The organism is Tessaracoccus aquimaris (assembly GCF_001997345.1).
In the GTDB taxonomy this organism is placed as follows: Bacteria; Actinomycetota; Actinomycetes; order Propionibacteriales; family Propionibacteriaceae; genus Arachnia; species Arachnia aquimaris.
In genome coordinates this window covers 1,721,919-1,740,904 of the sequence record NZ_CP019606.1, presented here as the reverse complement: position 1 = coordinate 1,740,904, position 18,986 = coordinate 1,721,919, and the positions used below count along the sequence as shown (strand labels likewise).

The 18,986-nt window shown below is 70.8% G+C and carries 12 protein-coding genes and 3 pseudogenes; 3 read left to right on the top strand and 12 right to left on the bottom strand.

Annotated elements, in window-relative coordinates; all coding sequences use genetic code 11:
* Positions 1–7: 7 nt before the first annotated feature.
* The 10 genes and pseudogenes from BW730_RS08150 to ctaE all read right to left on the bottom strand — a co-directional run bounded on the left by BW730_RS08150 (position 8) and on the right by ctaE (position 14,731).
* Positions 8–1,939: a hypothetical protein gene (locus BW730_RS08150; RefSeq protein ID WP_077685809.1), complete on the bottom strand. Its 1,932-nt coding sequence runs from the start codon at positions 1,937–1,939 to the stop codon at positions 8–10.
* On the bottom strand, positions 1,936–3,054 hold the full coding sequence (locus BW730_RS08145; protein ID WP_226997149.1) for a VWA domain-containing protein: 1,119 nt from the start codon (positions 3,052–3,054) through the stop codon (positions 1,936–1,938). The genes BW730_RS08150 and BW730_RS08145 overlap by 4 nt, the downstream gene beginning before the upstream one ends.
* The gene (locus BW730_RS08140) at positions 3,051–5,468 is read right to left on the bottom strand and encodes a DUF5682 family protein (protein WP_077685807.1); all 2,418 of its coding nucleotides are present in this window, start codon (positions 5,466–5,468) and stop codon (positions 3,051–3,053) included. Before BW730_RS08140 ends, BW730_RS08145 begins: the two co-directional genes overlap by 4 nt.
* Positions 5,426–6,523: an ATP-binding protein gene (locus BW730_RS08135; protein ID WP_077685806.1), complete on the bottom strand. Its 1,098-nt coding sequence runs from the start codon at positions 6,521–6,523 to the stop codon at positions 5,426–5,428. The genes BW730_RS08140 and BW730_RS08135 overlap by 43 nt, the downstream gene beginning before the upstream one ends.
* Positions 6,523–8,283 (bottom strand): DUF4132 domain-containing protein, encoded by a 1,761-nt coding sequence (locus BW730_RS20340; protein WP_418082048.1) that lies wholly within the window; start codon positions 8,281–8,283, stop codon positions 6,523–6,525. The genes BW730_RS08135 and BW730_RS20340 overlap by 1 nt, the downstream gene beginning before the upstream one ends.
* 57 nt (positions 8,284–8,340) lie before the next feature.
* A pseudogene (locus BW730_RS20335) lies at positions 8,341–8,388 on the bottom strand (hypothetical protein); the annotation flags it as partial.
* 2,026 nt (positions 8,389–10,414) lie between these two features.
* Positions 10,415–12,142 carry a cytochrome bc1 complex cytochrome b subunit gene (qcrB, locus tag BW730_RS08125; RefSeq protein ID WP_077685804.1) on the bottom strand — a complete coding sequence of 576 codons (1,728 nt, stop codon included), beginning with the start codon at positions 12,140–12,142 and terminating at the stop codon, positions 10,415–10,417.
* Complete coding sequence (gene qcrA / locus BW730_RS08120; RefSeq protein ID WP_077685803.1) at positions 12,142–13,206, bottom strand: cytochrome bc1 complex Rieske iron-sulfur subunit; 1,065 nt, start codon at positions 13,204–13,206, stop codon at positions 12,142–12,144. Before qcrA ends, qcrB begins: the two co-directional genes overlap by 1 nt.
* Positions 13,203–14,003, bottom strand: a complete 801-nt coding sequence (gene qcrC / locus BW730_RS08115; protein ID WP_077685802.1) for a cytochrome bc1 complex diheme cytochrome c subunit — start codon at positions 14,001–14,003, stop codon at positions 13,203–13,205. Before qcrC ends, qcrA begins: the two co-directional genes overlap by 4 nt.
* Positions 14,004–14,026: 23 nt before the next feature.
* The gene (gene ctaE, locus BW730_RS08110) at positions 14,027–14,731 is read right to left on the bottom strand and encodes an aa3-type cytochrome oxidase subunit III (protein ID WP_077685801.1); all 705 of its coding nucleotides are present in this window, start codon (positions 14,729–14,731) and stop codon (positions 14,027–14,029) included.
* A gap of 250 nt (positions 14,732–14,981) precedes the next feature.
* Between ctaE and BW730_RS08105 the strand changes: the two genes are divergently transcribed.
* Together BW730_RS08105 and trpD are read left to right on the top strand one after the other, a co-directional pair.
* Entirely contained in the window at positions 14,982–15,389 is a 408-nt protein-coding gene (locus BW730_RS08105; protein ID WP_077685800.1) for a response regulator, read from the top strand.
* Positions 15,389–16,425 (top strand): annotated as a pseudogene (gene trpD / locus BW730_RS08100) (anthranilate phosphoribosyltransferase). The gene BW730_RS08105 and the pseudogene trpD overlap by 1 nt, the downstream one beginning before the upstream one ends.
* Here the strand turns inward: trpD and BW730_RS08095 are convergent.
* Positions 16,412–16,876: a prepilin peptidase gene (locus BW730_RS08095; RefSeq protein ID WP_158522544.1), complete on the bottom strand. Its 465-nt coding sequence runs from the start codon at positions 16,874–16,876 to the stop codon at positions 16,412–16,414. The pseudogene trpD and the gene BW730_RS08095 sit on opposite strands and share 14 nt — an antisense overlap.
* A gap of 250 nt (positions 16,877–17,126) precedes the next feature.
* On the opposite strand from BW730_RS08095, the gene BW730_RS08090 reads away from it, so the two are divergent.
* Entirely contained in the window at positions 17,127–18,326 is a 1,200-nt protein-coding gene (locus BW730_RS08090; RefSeq protein ID WP_077685798.1) for a winged helix-turn-helix domain-containing protein, read from the top strand.
* A 62-nt stretch (positions 18,327–18,388) separates the two neighbouring features.
* On the opposite strand, the pseudogene BW730_RS20495 reads toward BW730_RS08090, so the two are convergent.
* Positions 18,389–18,562, bottom strand: a pseudogene (locus tag BW730_RS20495) (sunset domain-containing protein); the annotation flags it as partial.
* Positions 18,563–18,986 lie beyond the last annotated feature (424 nt).

The window sequence follows — 18,986 nt, the reverse complement described above, 5'->3', positions numbered from 1 at the left end:
GGATACGTCAGTCGCGCGCCCAGGACAGTTCGCGGACCATACCCGTGAGCGTCACGACGCGGACCAGACGATCGGGGCTGGGGTCGGCCGCTAGCGCCCGCAGGTGACCGGCGAGGGTTGCCAGCGCCAGATCGTCGGCGGTCGAGGCCAGCCGCAGGAGCCTGTCTGAGGAGGCTTGTGCCGTCCGCAGGCCGCGGGTGGCGAGGTCGGTGGCCAGGTCGGTCACGTCCCGGGTGAGGGCCTCGACGCCCGACGGGGCGCGCGTGGCGACCTTCCGGTCGGTGAGAAGCGCGAGTTGCCGCCGCAGCCAGTTGTTCTGCTTGGTCGGCTGCACCGCGTTGTCGAAGTCGACGCTGAATCCCTTGACGCTCCCCTTCGGGGTGCCCAGGTAGACCGTTACGGGGTCGAGGCACAGCCGACCCTGATGCACGACCGGGACGGCCACGAGGTACTCGATGCCGCGGCCGTGGCTCAGCAGGTCCCGCAGTCGCTCGACCCTCCCGCGGCTGGATGGGGTCGCAGGGGCACGCAGCACGGTGACGGCGCCGTCGGGCGACTCGACGGGCACCACGAGGCTCTGCCCGATCTCGTCGACGGTGGCGCTGCCGAAGCGTTGGACCCGCAGCACGCGCGCCGCGCCCCGCGGCTCCCCGAACGGGTCGGGCACCCGGTCGACAGGCGGCGCGGCGGCCACGGCGTCGAGGTCCGCGTGCGTTGCGGCGCGCACCCCTGCGGGTCGGCCTCCGGTCGGCGCGAGGGTGCCGTCAGGGCGGAAGCGGGCCTGATCGAGCCGGAACACGCTGCCGAGCAGCGCGGCGAGCGTGCTCTCCCACGGCCGGACGGCGGCAAGGGAGCGCGTGAAGGTGGGGTCGAGGTTGGCGCCTCGCCCGTCGGTCAGGGTCAACGCCCGGGCGTTGGTGCGGTCCCACAGGTGCACGGTCGCGCCCCTGGCGCCTGAGTCGGACTGCCACCAGGTCGCGCCGAGCGCCAGGAGGTCGAGGGCCTGCGATTCGGACTCCTCCCGGCGTCCCGTCAGCTCGGCTGGCCACCCGTGCGGCATCGCCTCGGTGATCGCCCAGGCCCGTGCGATCGAGGTGACAACGGTCGCCTCGTCGGTGGCGTCGGAGCGCGCCGCGAGCGCCTCCAGTTGCCCGCCGATGACGCCGACCTGGCCCGCGAGGCGGGGCAGTCGGGCGGCGCGCAGCCTGGTGCCGACCTCGGCGAGCGAGCGTAGCGACGCGGGCCCGACGTCGGCCAGGCCGTCGACCAGCGCCGAGCCGAGTTCGACGCGCACCTCCGCGAGCAGGTCGACCGGCTCGGCGGCCCGGCGCCCGGCCTCCAGTTCGTCAAGGTACTTCCGGGGCCACTCCCAAGCCCCGCCGGTCGCCCGGACGGCCCGGCTGGCGGCCTCCAGGTGCAGCGCGGGCCACTGCTGGCGCGGCGCAGTCGACGACATCCCGGCGAGCAGTTGTCCCGGGACGTAGCTGACCACAGGCGCGCCCGGCCACCGGATCTGCACCCTGCCGTCGACCTCGGTGACCTCCGTCTCGGCCTCTTCCAGCGCGGAGGGCAGGGCGGCGCGGACGGTGGCGGCCCCCGCCTCCCGGCACCACTGTTCCGCGGTCGTGGCGAGCAGGTCCTCCAGCGGGGACGGGCCCGCCCCGTCGCCCTCCGGCGCCTGCGTGCGGGCCACCATCGTGGCGGTCAGGACGTGGACGCACACGCCCGTCGCCGGGCAGGGGCACCTGGCCTCGGAAGGGCCGCGCGGCCCGATCACGACGTCCATGCCCGCGGTGCTCACCACCGCGGAGTCGTCGGTGACGTCGCCGAGGACGGCGTCCGGCACCGCCTTCGCGGCGCGTCGGACCAGCCCCTTGTTGGCAAGCGCCTCCAGCGCGGCGTCGTCCCACGCCTGCCAGCCCGCCAGCCACGCGCTCACGACATCACCTCCGCGAGCCACTCGGCGAACCGGTCCGGGGTGAGGGCCGCGATGTGCATGCCCCGATCGGCCAGCATCGCCCCGACGCGGCGGTCGTAGCGAGGTGTTGCCTCCTCGTCGAGGGCGGCGAGCCCGAGCAGGGTGACGCCCTGTTCGCGCAGGGCGGTGACCTGGCGCAGCAGTTGAGACACCGAGCCGCCCTCCTCGAAGTCGCTGACCAGCGTGATGACGGTGCGCTTCGGTGTGCCGACCTTGCTCGCCGCGACCCCCAGCACGCCCGCGATGTCGGTGCCGCCGCCCAGTTGGGCCGTCATCAGCACCGCGACCGGGTCGGCCGCGAGATGCGTCAGGTCGACGACCCGGGTGTCGAACAGCAGAAGCGTCACCTCGATGCCGGGCAGCGAGGCGAGGATGCTCGCGCACACGGCGCTGTAGAGCACCGATGACGCCATCGAGCCGGACTGGTCGACGCACAGGATCACGTGCCAGGGCAGCCTGCGCTTCTGCCTCGAGTTGAACCGCAGGTCGCTGACGAGCATCCGACCTGTCTCGGGGTCGACGTTGCGCAGGTTCGCGGCGATGGTGCGCCGCCAGTCGAAGTTCTGCCTGACCTTCTGCTGCGAGCGCCGGAACCTGTTGCGCTGGCCGCTGAGGCTCGCCCGGAACGAGGTGCGGAGGCGCTCGACGATCTGCGCCACCACCTTGGAGATGACCAGCCGGAGGCCGTCCTCGGTGGAGCGGTCGAGCTTGCCGCGGGCCCCGAGCAGCGCGGCGCCCAGTTCGGGCGTCGGCTCGAGGCGCTCGGCGACCTCGCTGTCGCGCAGCAGTTCGCTGACGCCGTACTCGGTGATCGCGGTGGCCTGGAGCCGCTCAAGCGTGGAGGCGGGGAACAGCGCCTTGGACTTCTCCAACCAACTGAGCGCTGCCACGCCCCGCGACTGCCGCCCGCCGCCTCCCGGCTCGAGGAGGCCGCGCTGCGAGTACTCGCGGTCGTAGACGAAGCCGAGCGCGGTGTCGAGGTCGGCGTCGCCGGCGGACAGCCCGGAGCCGAGCGGCTCGTCGGCGTAGCGGCCGAGCACCAGTCGCCACCGGCGCGCCCGCTCGTCGCCGCTCACGAGCCGATCCATTCTCCGAGGTGTCGCTGTTGGAGCAGCGCCGCCAGTTGGGCCTCGATCGCCATGCCCTGCCCGAGGTCGGCTGTGGTGACGGCGATCGGCGCGTCGATCGCCGAGGCGTCCCCGCCGACCAGCGCCGCGACCTTCGATGCCACCGTCGAGGTCTCGAGGGGCTTCAGCCAGGTGAACCCGTGCCGCAACTCCGGCAGCACGTCGAGGAACACGTCGCCGGGGAGCCGTTGCAGGGCCTCATCGGCGGCGAGGAAGAGTTCGTGCGAGCGGACCAGCAGTTCGGGGGCGGCGCGCAGCATCCCCGTCAGGAGTCGCGCGGCGGTCCCCGGCTCGGCGCCCGCCGCGAAGTGCGCCCTGAGTTCGGCTGCCAGGTCATCCTCGTTCAGGTGCCCGTCGGCGGCGGCCACGGCGAGCGCGGCGCCCCTGACCGCGGGGGCAGTGCCCGGCGCGCGGAGCTTGGTCAGGGCCTCCGACAGCGCGGTCGCGTCGACCGCCTCGGCCGCGTCGAGGTCGCGCAGCAGGCGCCGCGCCGCGACGACCTGGGAGACGGCGTCCAGTTCCGCCTCCCGTGGTACGGCGGCGAGGTCGGGGAGCAGGTAGGCCGCCTGCGCGAGGGCGCGGTCCACGAGGGGGCCGAGGCGCTCGGGCTCCGCGAACTGGACCCGCGAGCGGGCGAGCCACAGGCCGAGCAGGCGGGTCGCGCTGGCGAGCACCGAGGGCAGGGACGGGTCCCGTTCGATGAGCTCGTCGACGGCGTCCAGGAGGGGGCGTTCCTGGCTGGTGAGGCCGGCGAGGGCGACGGTGACGAGCAGGTCGGTGAAGGGCGAGGACTCGCGGGCGTTCTCACCCAGCGCCTCCAGGCGCTCGCGCACCACGGTGGCCCCGGCGTCGTGCAGGGTCGCGGCGCGCGGCATCAGGGACACCAGCGACGCCTCGACGGCGGGGGACCACTGGTAGTCCCATCGCTCGGTCAGGAACGAGGCGCCCATCCCGCTGACCAGGTCCGGCCCGCTCGCCCTGGTCGCGAACGGCACGCCGACGAAGGCCAGCAGGTGCAGGAAGCGGCTCCTGGTGCGGGCCGACTCGCTGCGGGAGATGTCGAGGGAGGTGCTGTGCGAGGCGAAGTCGTCGATCACGAAGCGCAGCCGGGACGCCTCCGCGCGGGTCTCACGCACGATCGGCGGGGTGCGACCGTCGCGCCGCACGGACCCCGGGGTGGGGTCGGCGAACAGTTCGGCGACCGCGTCCCGCAGCGACGGCGTGACGGCCTCGTCGACCAGGCACGAGGAGATCGCGTCGACCACGTCCATCCGCGACGGCCACGGATGGCCCCGCAGCCCAGCGAGGCGCTCCGCCTGCAGCACCGCCTCCTGCGCCGACGCGAAGCTGATCGGCGGGTCCGTGCTGCTTGCGTTGGCCCTGGCGACCACGTCGAGGATGAAGCCGACGCCGACCTCTGACCGCGACGCGCCAGCGGTGCGGGCCCGCCAGTCGCGGCGCCAGAAGCTGGGGGCCGGCATCCCGGCCGAGTAGCCGCGCAGCCCGTCGAGAGTCGACGCGGTGATGGGCACCAACCAGGAGTCGTCAGGCGAGACGGGATCGGAGGCGGGGTGCTCCGCCAGCGGGGTGCGCCCCGGCAGATCCGCCAACTCCTCGACGAGGGCGAGGGTGTGGAAGGCGCCGGTGACCACCACGATGGGGCCGTCGACGCGCCCGCGCCACGACCTCAGCTCGGCGAGCATGCAGGCCTCGCGGCGCAGCGAGCCCTCGCTCTCCAGCACCTCGGCCTCGTAGTCGAGGCGGGCGAGCGCGCTCCACGCGAACACGTCGTCGAACAGCCGCGCGGCCGGCTCGTCGCCGCGCAGTTCGAAGAGGTGGTCCCACAGTTCGTCGTGGTCGCGGCAGCCGAGCCGGGCGGCCAGTTCGGCGATCGTGCGGCTCTGCTCCAGGTAGCGCTCGGACTGCAGGACGACCTCGTCGCGGCTGAGTTCCGGCCTGCTCGGCTGATCCAGGTCGATGAAGGCCGTCGGGATGCCAAGGTCGGCGCCTGCCCGCAGCGCGACCCATTCGGGGGAGAACTCGGCGAGCGGGAACAGCGACGACGTCCTGCCCTCGTCGGTGGCGCGCACCGTGAGCACGGAAACCGGGGGCGTGGTGTCGGGGTGCTGCAGGTCGGGAAGCAGCGCGTCGTAGTGCAGCGGGCCCTCGATCAGGATCGCGGCGGGGCGCACCTCGTCGATCAGGCGCGCGGTTGCGGCCGCGCAGGCGGGGGAGTGGTGCCTGATCGGGAGCAGGTGCACGCCCGCCGCGGCGAGGTCGTCGCGCGCGGCCCGGGCGGCGGAGAGCCGGTCGTCCAAGGTCAGTCCCAGGCGGAGCGGGCCGCCGTCAGGAACTCGCGCCACTGCGGGTCGCCGCCGGCGCGTTCCCGCACCACGTTGTCGACCCAGTACCGGAGCCGCGCCCTGTCCTCCGTCGAGTCCTTCAGCGCCACGCCCGCCAGGGCTCGGGCGATCTCGCCGCCGCCGACGCGGCCGTCGCCGAAGTAGGCGGCCTCCAGGGCCGCGGCGTGCGCGACGTTGACCGCCTCCGCCGTCGACATCACGGTCTCGGGGCGCTTCAGTGGGGTGCCCTGCTCGGTGCGACCGTCGCGCAGTTCCCGGAACGCCGTCACGAGCAGTTCGATCACGTCGGCCGGGGCCTCCACCTTCGCGGGCACCGTGTCGAGCGACTCGGCGAGCTGCCTGCTGACCAGCTCAACCTCGAAGGCGCGGTCGGCGATCGGCTTGACGGTCTCGAAGTTGAACCGCCGCTTGAGCGCGGAGCTCATCTCGTTGACGCCACGGTCGCGGAGGTTGGCGGTGGCGATCAGGTTGAAGCCCGCCTGCGCGCCGACCAGTTCGTCCGGGCCGAGTTCCGGCACCATCAGCAGCTTCTCCGAGAGCAGGCTGACGAGGGTGTCCTGGATCTCGGGGGCGGTGCGGGTGATCTCCTCGACGCGGGCGACCCTGCCGGTCTCCATCGCCTGGAAGATCGGGCTCTTGACCAGCGCGCGGGGCGTCGGCCCCTCGGCGAGCAGCAGGGCGTAGTTCCACGAGTAGCGCAGGTGGTCCTCGGTGGTGCCCGCCGTGCCCTGCACCGTCAGCGTCGACGTGCCGCTGATCGCCGCGGCGAGCAGTTCCGACAGCATCGACTTGGCCGTGCCCGGCTCGCCGACCAGCATCAGCGCCTGGCGCCCCAGCAGCGTGACGACCGCCCGGTCGACCAGCGGGTCGTCGCCGTAGAACTTGCGGCTGACCTGCAGCGCGGGGTCGCCGACGATGAAGGACCGCACGGCCCTCGGGCTGAGCCGCCAGCCGGGTGGGAGCGGCCGCTTCTCGGCCTCGTCGGCGGCCCGCAGCCGCTCAAGTTCGTCGGCGTAGCGGACCTCGGCGGGGACCCGCAGCGTGCTCTTGCTCATCAGTACTGGCTCTTGCTTTCCCAATCGGGGTCGAACTGGCCCGCGTCGCCGGTGAACTCGTAGTCCTTGATCGACTCGGCGAGCAGGATCGGCGGCACATCGCTGAGCGGCATCGTCCTGCCCCGCTTGAGGGACTCGAAGTACAGCGTCTGGACGGCGGCGGGGATCAGTTCCTCCGGCACGAAGCTGCCGGTGAACTCGATGACGGCCCGCAGCCCGACGCTCGGGTAGTCGCGGTAGTAGCGGCTGAACCAGCCGCCGTCCTCCGCCTGGCCACGGACGTAGCCGCGCCTGGTCGCCCGGCCGCGGATCGCGAACGAGTCGCTCAGCCAGCCGTACCGCGTGTTCACGACGGTGGCGTCGGGCGCGACCTGGGCGACCGCGGTGTCGAACTGATCGAAGATCGGCTGCGCGTCGTAGTCGTCCAGATGGGTCCGCCACGCCTCGGCGGCCTCGGCGGTGACGGTAGCGCTGTGCGCCAGCCGGACGGTCGCACCGTCGGGCAGGTCGAAGGTGTCGTCGTCGATGCCGATCAACTCACCCTCGGGCGTCAGCCGGAACAGGGCGTCCGCGTCGGCTGGCTCCTCGCCGTCGCCGGCCTGCCACACGAGCCCGGTGATCACCTGGCGGAGGATCGGGTGCTCGGCGATCAGCTCGCGCCACTGGTCGGCGGGCCAGCCGCGCTGGATGCACATGGCCTCGAACAGGCGGGCGGTCTGCAGGTCGACGAGCTGCTTGATCTCCTTCTTGGAGGTGGTGAGCTGCTTCTTGCTCTCCTTGGCGACCTCCTCGTCGTCGGACTTGGCGATCGCCGGCAGCGCCTTGATGGGCTTGCCGTCGGCGGCGCTGAGCTCGATCTGCCAGAGGCCCTTTGCGCTGCGGCCCAACCGGCCGATGAACTCGCGGGGGCCGTAGTCGAGGTGCAGCAGGCCGTCGTCGTCGAAGCCGGCGGAGGGGATGGTGCGGTCGGCCAGTTCGTCGGCCGTCCATCCGCGCCGCTCCGCGATCGCCTCGATCAGCTCCGTCGCCTTCTCCTGTACGGTGCGCTGCTTGAAGCGGCGCGCCACCTGCAGCACCAACTGGATCGCGGCCGGGTCGTCGTTGCCCGACGCCGCGGTGACGAGGGCCTCGATCTGCGCGCGGCGCGCGGTGTGGGTCTTGAAGTAGGAGGTGGTGGCCTGGTACGTGACGTGGCCGGGGGCGCCGACGGTCAGGGCGAGGATGCCCTTCGACGCGGAGGCCGACCCCAGGTACTCGCCGAGCTTCTCGCGGCGAAGGTCCTCGAAGTGCTGCGCCTCGGTCTTGGCCGCCAACTGCCGGTAGTAGTCGTTCTTGGGGCTGCGCTTGGCGTAGCCCTGGTACTGCGCGTGGCGCCCCGGTGCGAGCGCCGCGGCGTGGGCACGGGCCTCCTCCTCGCTGGCGGTCGCGGTGTCCTCCGCGATCCAGGCGCGCAGCACGAACTCGCCGAGCCGTTCCTGCGAGTCGTCGTCGAGCAGCGAGACGTAGATCGGCAGCAGGCCTGCGCCGAGCGGGTCCTTCAGCTTCGTGGCGAGACGCAGCCACCAGACGATGATGTCAGGGTCGACCGGGGTGCCGTCGGCCCACTTGACCGCCGGGATCGAGTCGACGGGAAGCCACTCGATGGCGGCGGGGGCCTTGGCCTTGAGGCCCTTCGCGGCCTGGGCGGCGAGCACCTTCGGGCTGAGGTCCTCGGTGAGGTCCTCGCCGAGCTGGTTCAGGGCGCCGAGGATCGAGGCCATCACCGTCTCGCGCTTCTCGGAGGCGAGGGCCTTCCTGAGCGGGGCGGCTCCGTCTTCGGAGCCGATCCGGCCGAGCCAGGTCGCGGCGGCGGCACGCACCTCCATCCGGGAGTCCGTGAGGCCGTGTGCGGCGATGTCGACGGCGTTGGAGCGGGCGGCGAGGGTGTCCTGCGCGAGCTGCCTGTGCGTCTTGCCGGTGCCGAGCGCGATCTCGTGCAGGCGGGCCACGTAGGCGCGGGCAGCGACGGGAACGCCTGCAGGATGCCGATGGAGGTCGCCACGTCGGCGGTGGAGTCGACGTAGAAGCCCGGCGGGGAGCGGTGGTGTTCATCCCGAGGGACTGCTCGAGACGCAGCGGGTGCTCGGCGAAGTAGGGCCAGACGTTCTCGATGTCGACCCGGTTGACGAAGTCCCATGAGAAGGGCAGCGAGCTGACGTAGTCCTCGGCGGTGCCGCGTCGGCCAGGCACCTCAGCCTCGGTCTCGGTCGCGACGGCGAGCAGCGCGCGCAGGTCGACGTTGAGGTCGGCCTCGTTCCTGAGCTGCCAGCTCAGTTGGTGGAGGCGGACCTGATGGGCCAGCCCGAGCCCCTTCTTGGGGATCAGGCCGAGCCGGATCACCTCGTCGAGCAGCTTCGGGCGCTTGCCTCCGTCGTTGAGGTAATCACGGATGCGGGCAAAGTCGGCGTCGTTGATGCGGTCGGTGACCTTGATGCGGCCGGTGATCGCCTGCCGCTGCCAGTCCTGGACGGTGGCGGGCAGTTCCGCGAGGCGCAGCTTGTCGCGTTCGTTGGCGGCGGCGGAGAGCCTCATGCACTCCTCGACGAAGTCGTCGCCCAACCGGCCCGACTCGATCGTCGGGACGGGCGGTAGGTCGAGGTCGGCCTCCTCGCCGTCGGCGGCCTGCTGCACGCGGGCCAGCGCGGACTCAAGCAGCCGGGACTTCCTGGCGTCCGTGATCTCGGCGGCCAGCGCGTTGAGGGCCTCGATGGCGGCCGCGTCACCGACGCGGGCGAGGTAGTCGGTGGCCGTCTCGGCCTGCGCGGCAGGCGCGGCCCTGACCGCCTCGGCGAGCCGGGACGCCCGTTCGGTCGACGGCAGGGTGGCCAGGTGTGCGACGGCCTGTTCGCGCACGCCCTTGGCCGTGCCGCGGGCGGCGAGGTCCCACAGGTCGTCGAGTTGGGCCGCGAGGTCGGCGTCGGTGCCGAGCAACGTGAGGGTGGCTGCCTTGTCCTCGGCGCCGGAGCGGGTGTACTGGGCGACCGCAACGTCGTGGTGATCCTTGACGAAGTCGGCGAGGCCGCGCAGCACTGGCCTGCGCAGCGGCTGCCAGGACGATGAACTGGGGGCGGAGACGAAGGCCAACTGGGCGATGGCGGCATTCGCCTCCTCATCGGTGCGGCCGTCGGCCGTCAGCAGGGACCGGACGAAGCCGACATCCCAGCCGGGGCCCTTGCTCTGGTTGCGGTCGGGATCGAAGCGCTCAACGGTTCCCCACAGGATGCTGAGCCAGCGCGGCACCACCTCATCGTCGGTCAGCACCGTGACGGTGCTCGCCGATTCCAGGATCCTGCCGTAGCGGACCCACTGCTCCGGCGTGAGCGCCTCGCGCGCCAACGACAGGCGGTACTGGTCGTTCAGGGACGCCTTGAACTTGACGCCGGTCGCCTTCTGGATGTCCTTCTCGAGGTCACGCACCTGCCACGGCGAGGGCCAGTCGGAGGCGCCGGGATTGCCGAGCAGCATCGCCACGTCATCGGTACCCAGGCCTGTCGTCGGCCCTGAGCCGCCCTGGCTCGACCTGAACGACAGCAGGGCCTCGGCGGGGGAGCCCGTGGTCACGTAACCGACAAGCGACTCGTAGACGTCCTCACCCATGAGCTTGATGGGGGCCAGGGCTGCCTGCAGTTCCTTCGGCGGGCGGCTGCCCCCTGAGGCGAAGAGCGCGGTGAGTCGTTCGAACACCATGGATGTGGTCCTTTGGTCGGCCTGGGGATCTGAGGACAACCTATGGCACCGGGAGGGCACAGGCCCGGCATTCTCAGCAGAAGATGCCCAGGTCGCCCCGGTGGATGGACCACCACAGACAAGGGACCCGGCCAGAAGGCCGGGTCCCTTGCGTGGCGTGTGACGTCAGTGCGTCGATGCCTTGTCGTCGGTCAGTTCGCGATCCTCGAAGCCCTCGGGGAGTTCCTCGTGCTCGGACTCGTGGTGGCCGTGGTGCTTGGCCTCCTCGATCTCGGCGACGGAGGGCTTCGGCACCTCCCTGCCAAGGAACCAGCGCGAGGCCGCGGCGCGGAACTTGCTGACCTTCTGCTTGCTCGCGACGCCCGCGGCGTCGGTCTCGGGAGAGATCTCCAGCGGTGTGTGCTGCAGGTGCTGCGTGAGCGTGAACTGCTCGTCCTCCGACAGCGGCACGTGATCCTCGGAGTAGCCGCCCTCCGCGGAGCGCACGATCACGCCGTCCTCGGAGCCGTGCAGCGCACGCTCGCGGTCGACGCGCTGCAGGCTCAGGCAGATCCGCTTGGTGATCATGAACGCGATCACCGGCGCCACGAAGATCGCGACCCGCATGAAGATCGTGATCGCGTTGAGGCTCAGATGGAACCGGGTGGCGATGATGTCGTTGCCGCCCGCGAGCCAGAACATGGCGTAGCACGTGATGCCGGCGACGCCGAACGCGGTGCGCGTCGGCGCGTTGCGGGGACGGTCGAGCAGGTGATGCTCGCGCTTGTCACCCGTCAGCCAGGCCTCGATGAACGGCCAGGCGCCGAGCAGGCCGAACAGCAGGCCCATCAGGCCGACGCCGGGAAGGAAGATGGCCCACGACCAGGTCGTCGAGCCCCAATGCCACTCCCAGTTCGGCATGATGCGGATCGCGCCCTCGACCCAGCCCATGTACCAGTCGGGCTGCGAGCCCGCGGTGACCTTCGCCGGGTCGTACGGGCCGTAGGTCCACACTGGGTTGATCTGGAACAGGCCGCCCATCAGCACGAGCAGGCCGAACACCATGAAGAAGAAGCCGCCGGCCTTCGCCATGTACACGGGGAACAGCGGGTAGCCGACCACGTTGTTCTCGGTGCGGCCGGGGCCGGGGTACTGCGTGTGCTTGTAGTAGACCACCAGAGCCAGGTGCGCTGCGACCAGGCCGAGCAGCAGGCCGGGCACCAGCAGGATGTGCACCATGTAGAGGCGGGGGATCAGGATCGAGCCGGGGTACTCGCCACCGAAGACGAAGAACTCGGCCCAGGTGCCGATGATCGGGATCGAGCGGATCAGGCCGTCGACGAAGCGGAGGCCGGTGCCCGAGAGCAGATCGTCGGGGAGCGAGTAGCCAGCGAAGCCGGCGATCAGCGACATCGACATCAGGCCGACGCCGATCAGCCAGTTCACCTCGCGGGGCTTGCGGAACGCGCCGGTGAAGAACACGCGCAGCATGTGCACGAACGCGGCCGCCACGAACAGCAGCGCCGCCCAGTGGTGGATCTGGCGCACCAGCAGGCCGCCGCGGACGTCGAAGCTGATGTGCAGCGTCGAGGCGAAGGCCTCCGAGACAGGCAGGCCCTTGAGCAACTGGTAGGAGCCGTCGTACTCGATCTCAGCCATCGACGGCTTGAACCAGATGGTGAGGAAGATGCCGGTCAGCAGGAGCACGATGAACGAGTACAGCGCGATCTCGCCGAGCAGGAAGGACCAGTGGTCGGGGAAGATCTTGCGCAGCCCGAACCGGCCGATCTTGGCGAGGCCGAGGCGGTCGTCCGCCCAGCCCAGGACACCCGCGGCGGGCACCGGCTTGGCGGCCTCCGCCTCGCGCGGTTCGACCTCGGGCGAGGTTTCAACGACTCTGGTGGGCTTAGCCATCAGTTGTCACCTTTCACGAAGTCGTGGCGCGAGTCGCGCTCGAAGAAGCTCGGGCCGACGGGGAGGGTGAAGTCGCTCTGAGCGACCAGGAAGCCCTCTTCGTTGACCTTGATCGGCAACTGGGGAAGCGCACGGGCCGCTGGGCCGAACACGACGACGCCGCTGTCACCCAGGTCGAATGTCGACTGGTGGCATGGGCACAGCAGGTGGTGCGTCTGACGCTCCCACAGCGAGATCGGGCAGCCGACGTGGGTGCAGATCTTGGAGTAGGCGAGGATGCCGGAGACCTGCCAGTCCTTGCGGGACTCGGGGATCTTGATGGAGTCGGGATCCATCCGGACCACCACGAGCGGGGACTTCGCCTTCTCGATCATGTACTCGGTGCCGTGCAGGTCGTTGAGGTTCTCGGGCTGGGCGTTGACCAACTGGCCGACCTCGATCATCTCGGGGCGAAGCGGGAGCCAGTTGACGTCGTTGACGAGGCGGATCTCGGAGGCCCAGATCGTCGTCTCGATGGTCTCCTTGCGCTTCTGCTTCGTGGGCCACGGGCCCATGTCCGCGAGCAGCACCACTGCGGGCACAAGGCTGATGCCGAGCGCGCCGCCGAGGGCGCCGAGGAGCAGCGGGCGGCGCTTGACGGCGGCCTGCTCGACACCGTCGGCGAACTCCTGCGCAACGACCTCACGGTCCTCAGCGGAGGAGGCGGCCGTGTGGCGCATCTCGACCATCTCGTGGTCGCCCATCAGCACGCGGGCCCACTGGATGACGGCCACGCCGATCAGGATGACGGCCATGCCGCCGGTGAGGCCGAGGCCGACGTTCATCGCGCTGGCCTTCAGCCAGCCGAAGTCGATGTAGGCGTCGCGGGGCACCGCGAAGTAGATGACCACGAAGATCACGGCGAGCACCGGCACCAGGCCGAGCATCAACAAGATGGAGCCGTAGGCGCGGTTGCCCGCACCCTTGTCGACGTCGGTGAATCGCTCGACGTGCTCCTCGAGCCCGGGGTTGGCCACCACGTGGCCCAGTTCGGGGTCCCGCACAGGCAGGTTGTCGTGGCTCATCGGGCGCGTGCCCCCTTCTTAGCGATCCAGGTGGCGACGATGGCGAGGCCGCCGATGCCGATGACGAAGACCCAGAAACCCTCGGAGACGGGCCCGGCTTCGCCCATCGTCAGCCCGCCGTAGTTGGGCTGCTCGTGGGCGGCGTCCAGGTAGCCGATGATCTCGCGGACGCTCTCATCCGGCATGACCTCCTTGGAGAAGGTCGGCATCTGCTGCGGGCCGGTACGCATGGCCTCGTAGATGTGCTTGGAGGAGGTGTCGACCAGGGAGGGCGCGTATTCACCGTTCGGCATCGCGCCGCCGCCGCCGACGATGCCGTGGCAGGCGGAGCAGTTCGCGCGGAACAGGTTGCCGCCTCGGGCGATCTCTTCCTCGCTCAGCCCTTCCGGCGTGTACTCCGACTCCTTGGGTGTCTCCGGGCCGGGGCCGAGGGAGGCCACGAAGGCGGCGACGGCGTCGATCTGCTCCTGCGAGTAGTTGACCTGGCGGGCGGGCAGTTGCGCCTCGGCGCGGGCCGCGGGCATCCGCCCGGTGCCCATCTGGAAGTCGACGGAGGCCGCGCCCACGCCGATCAGGGTCGGGCCCTGGGAGGTGCCCTCGGCCCCGAGGCCGTGGCAGGAGGAGCAGGTGAGGTCGAACAGCGCCTTGCCTTCTTCGATCTGCTGAGTCATCTCGGTCTCAGCGGAGGAACGCTGCGGGTTCACTCCCGCATACCCGAGCCCGATGACCACGAGCGCCAGGATCAGCAGCGCTGGCCGCGCTACCGAGTGACGCCTGAACTTTGTGAGGAATTTCACGGTGATGATCTCCCGGTCGAGGGTTAGCGGAGGAAGTACAGGACGCCGAACAGGAGAATCCAGATGACGTCGACGAAGTGCCAGTAGTAGGAGACCACGTGGGCGCTCACCGTCTGCTCATGCGTGTGAGTCTTCGTCATCAGCGAGCGGGCCAGGACGTACCACATGGCGACGACGCCACCGAGCACGTGCAGGCCGTGGAAGCCGGTCGCGAGGAAGAACAGCGACCAGTACTGGTTGGTCTGGATCGTGAAGCCCTCGTTGAAGAGCGTGAAGTACTCCCACACCTGGCCGGAAACGAAGATCGAGCCGAGGATGATCGTCACGATGAAGCCCTCGCGCAGGCCCCACTTCAGCGGGTTGAACCACGAGCCGGAGACGCGGCGGGCCTCCGCGGCGTTGGCCGCGAGCTGGCAGGTCACGGAGCTCAGCACCAGGATGGCCGTGTTGATGCTGGCGAACGTGACGTCGAGGTGAGCGCTGTTGGTGGCCCACATGCTCGGCGTCCCGGCCGCCGCCGCGGCATCGTTGGTGATGCTGCGCGTCCAGAAGTAGGCGGCGAACACCGCCCCGAAGAACATCAGCTCGCTCGCCAACCACACGATGACGCCGACGGAGAGCGTGTCGGGGCGTCCCGCGGGCTTGTTCAGACGCGCGGAGGGAACCTTGTGGAGCGCGCCGCTTGGCAGCTCCGCCGGTGCAGTGAGAGTCTCATGATTCGTGGCCACGGCCTCATTATTGCGGCAAAAGCGCGGATGGTCACGCCAGCCACGAAACTTTGGGGTACCCCCTCTAAAACTGCTGGTGGCGGGTGCGATAATGCGCGGCAGGCCGGGCGCGCCGCCGCCTCGCCGGCGGCCCCTCATCTCGTGCCCGGCCGGAAGACGCTATGCGCCTCTCGGGCATGACACGGCTACCATGACACATGCAGGCACTCGGCCCACGGTCGACAGCGACAACGCAAAGGATTGACAGAAGATGACTCAGGCCCCCGTCAAGGTCCTCGTGTTCTCCGATGACCGGACCGTCCGCGAGGCCGTCCGGCTCACCCTCGGGCGCCGTGTCGCGTCCGACCTGCCGGAGATCGAGGTCTTCGAGGTCGCAACGCAGGGGGCGCTGCTTCGCACCCTCGACGCGGGCACCGACTATGCGCTGATGATCTTCGACGGCAACGCGCAGCCCTCCGGTGGCTTCGGGTTGGCGTACCAGGTCAAGGAGGAGTACACCGACTGTGCTCCCGTGATGCTGCTCGTCACGCGCGAGGCGGACGCGTGGCTGGCCTCCTGGTCGCGCGCCGAGGCCATCGCACCGTTCCCGATCGACCCGGTCACCATGCCGCAGCAGGCCGCGAACCTGATCCGACAGCGCCTGTCGCAGGCCGTGTGATGTCGGGCTACTCATGGCCTGACATTCTGACGGGGCTGATCCGCCGCGAGGGGCTCGAGGCGAGCGCGGCGCAGTGGGCACTGACCGAGATCCTCTCGGGCAGGGCGTCCGAGGTGCAGATCGCCGCGATGCTGACCGCGCTGCGGGCCAAGGGTGAGACCGAGGACGAGATCTCCGGGCTTGCCGACGCGATGCTCGCAAAGGCGACCCCCATCACGCTCGACCCTGACGCCGTCGACATCGTCGGCACCGGGGGAGACCGCGCCAACACCGTCAACGTCTCCACGATGGCCGCCATCATCGCCGCGGCCGCAGGCGCGAAGGTCGTCAAGCACGGCGCGCGGGCCGCCTCGTCCATGGCGGGGACCGCTGACACCCTCGAGTCGCTCGGCATCAAGCTTGACGTGAGCCCCGACAAACAGGCCGCCATCCTCGACGAGATCGGCGTGGTGTTCCTGTTCGCGCAGATGTACCACCCGACCATGAAGACGGTCGCCGGGGTGCGCAAGCAACTCGGCATCCAGACGACCTTCAACTTCCTCGGCCCGCTGGCCAACCCCGCCCGGCCGCGCGCCATGGCGCTCGGCGTCGCCAACGACGACATCGCGCCGGTGATCGCGCGGGTGCTCGCCGAACGCGGCACAAGGGAATGGTGTTCCGCGGCTACGACGGTCTCGACGAGTTGACCACCACGTCCTCGTCGGACGTGTGGATGATCGCCGAGGGGCGGGTGCACCGCACCGTGCTCGATCCCACCGACCTGGGGCTGCAGCCCGCCGCCTTCCACGACCTGACCGGTGGCGAGGCAGCGCACAACGCGCAGGTCGTCCGGGACCTGGTCGCGGGGCGGCCGGGCGCCGTGCGCGACATCGTCGTGCTGAACGCCGCCGCCGCGTTGCTCGCCTACCGCGGCATCTCGACCGTGCGCGACCTCGTCGAGCAGTTGCGTGAGCCGCTGCGCGACGCTGAGGAGGCCATCGACTCCGGTCGGGCGGCGCGGACGCTCGAGAACTGGGTCGCCGCTACCCAGCGGTAGCCGCCACCAGTTGAGCCGCGAACGGCCCCGCGTACAGCGCTGGGCCGTACGCGAAGGCCCCGGTGCCGCGCCGCAGCGCCACCCGGACCAAGGCCTGCACCGCCCCGAGCGCGGTGCCGAGCAGCGCCGCCGACGCGACCCCCATGACCCCGGAGGTCCCCGCGACCGCGCCGACCAGCACAGCGAGCCGGACGTCACCGAAGCCCATCCCGCGGCCGAGCCGCCAAGCCAGGTAGAAGAACGCGCCGAGCGCGGCGGCCCCGAGCCCGACGCCCAGGGCGAGCGGCGGACTTGTCAGCGCGACGGGAACCAGCCCGACCAGCATGGCGACAAGGCACAGCCGCCACAGCGCGGTCGGCAGGAACGTGGTGCGCAGGTCGACGGCCACCAGCGGCACGCCGAACGCCAGGTAGGGCACCCACAGCCACCAGGTCCCGAGGGGGCCAGCCACAGCACCTGCGCAAGCGCGAAGGCAGACACCCCCACCACGGCGGCGCTGGCCGGTGTCACGAGGGCGCGGAAGTCGGGCGCCTCGTCGTCGGCGATGACGACGCGGGGGACGGCAAGCACCCAGGTCGCCACGGCCGCGAGGGCGAGTGCCGCGGCCACCAGTTCCACCATGCACCGAGGCTAAGGCCTGCCCCGGTAGCGTCGGGCCGGTCGTGCGGCAACTGTGGACAAGCGGCCCCTATTGTTGGCCCATGCCACGACGACTTAGCCCGGAAGCAGCACGACGGGTGGCGGTCTCCGCCCAGGGACTCGCGGCGACGCGCCCCGCCAAGATCGGCCCCGCCGCGCTGCGCCGCACGATCGCCCGCCTCGGCGTCCTCCAGGTGGATTCGGTCAACGTGTTCGAGCGCAGCCACTACCTCCCGCTGCTCGCGCGCCTCGGCCCCTACGACCGGGGGCAGTTGGACGCGCTGCTGCACCACGACGTGGGTCGGGGGCTGGGCGACTACACCGAGTACCTCGCGCACGAGGCCACCGTGCTCCCGGTCAGCGACTGGCCGCTGTGGGCCTGGCACCGCGAGGCCTCGATGCGCGCCAGCTTCCGGGAATGGGGCAGCGAGAATGCGGCCCTGGTCGACGAGGTCCGCCAAGAGTTCGGGGAGCGGGGCCCGCTGCGGGTGCGCGACCTGGAACACCCGCAGAACGTGTCGCTGGGCGGCGGGTGGTGGAACAAGAATGAGGTGCACTGGGCGGCCAACTGGCTGTTCCGCACCGGCGAGTTGGTCGTGGTGGGCAGGCAGCGCTTCGAGCGCCGGCTTGCGTTGGCCTCCGAAGTGCTGCCCGAACCGGCCCGGGAGGCGGTCGGGCGCGACGAGGCGATCCTCGAGCTGGTGCGCAGGGCCAGCGTCGCGTATGGGGTGGCGACGCTGGAGGATCTCGCCGACTATCCGCGGTTCAAGCCGTCGACGGCGAGGCCGGCGGTTGAGGCGCTCGTCGCGGCGGGCGAGTTGGAGGAGGTCGTCGTCGACGGGTGGGACCGCCCTGCCTACCTCGCGGCCGGCACGCGCGTGCCGCGGGCCGTCGAGGCGGCGGCGCTGCTGTCCCCGTTCGACCCGCTCGTCTGGTTCCGGCCACGGGCGGAGCGCCTGTTCGGCTTCCACTACCGGATCTCGATCTACACGCCAAAGGAGAAGCGCGAGCACGGCTACTACGTGCTTCCCGTGCTTGTCGACGACCAGATCGTCGGTCGCGTCGACCTCAAGAGCGACCGTGGGGCGGCCGTGCTGCGCGTGCAGCACGCCCACATCGAGCCGGGCCAGGAGTCGAGGCGCGCCGAGTTGGCGGCGCGGGTCGCGCCGCTGCTCCACGAGGCGGCCGCGTGGCAGGGACTCCGCGAGGTCGCCGTCACCGGCCCCGGAACCTGGGCCGAGGACTTCGGGCGCGCACTGTAGCGGGACGCGAATGGGGGGCGGCCGGTCGGCCGCCCCCATCGGGTTTGTCTGAGTCGTGCGCCTTAGCGCTGGGCCTTCGTGAACCCAGCCGCCTCGGCGGCCTCCTCAGAGTTGAACCACACCTCGGCGATGGTGCGCTCGTAGCCACCGGTGCCAGGCACGTGGAACTTCTTGGAGCGCTCGTTGCCCTTGATGCTGAAGCCCTCCGGCGGCTCGGAGCCGACGTAGGAGCCCTCGCCGTAGCCACCCTCCTGGGTCGCCTCCTCTGCCTCCGCCTTGGCCTGGGCGTGCGCGTCCTTCTCGGTGACGAACGTCGCGTGGGGAGCCGGGGCGCCCTCGGAGGTCATGTCGTCCTGGACCTCGACCTCTTCAGCAGAGACCACGACCTCGTCGTCGGCCGCCGCATCCATGTCGGAGGCGAACTTGGCCGCGTTGGAGAAGGTGTCATTGTTGTTCACGTACGCCTTCGATGGCTCGTGAGCCGTCCAGCCGTCGTCCTTGGGCGCCAGGAAGTGACGCACCGCCGCGACCGCGCCCGCGATGACAGCACCGATGGCGAGGAACTTGGCGACCTTCTTGAACTTGCTCTTCTTCTTGGTAACCGGCGCGACCTCGCCCTTGAGGGCCTGCACGGCGGCGGTGCCCCGCTTGGTGGCCTCC

Excerpts from the sequence above, each read along its gene's own strand:
- BW730_RS08105 (WP_077685800.1), top strand. The coding sequence starts at position 14,982 with ATGACTCAGGCCCCCGTCAAGGTCCTCGTGTTCTCCGATGACCGGACC.
- BW730_RS08135 (WP_077685806.1), bottom strand. The coding sequence starts at position 6,523 with ATGAGCAAGAGCACGCTGCGGGTCCCCGCCGAGGTCCGCTACGCCGAC.
- qcrB (WP_077685804.1), bottom strand. The coding sequence starts at position 12,142 with ATGGCTAAGCCCACCAGAGTCGTTGAAACCTCGCCCGAGGTCGAACCG.
- qcrA (WP_077685803.1), bottom strand. The coding sequence starts at position 13,206 with ATGAGCCACGACAACCTGCCTGTGCGGGACCCCGAACTGGGCCACGTG.
- BW730_RS20340 (WP_418082048.1), bottom strand. The coding sequence starts at position 8,283 with ATGGCCTCGATCCTCGGCGCCCTGAACCAGCTCGGCGAGGACCTCACC.
- BW730_RS08090 (WP_077685798.1), top strand. The coding sequence starts at position 17,127 with ATGCCACGACGACTTAGCCCGGAAGCAGCACGACGGGTGGCGGTCTCC.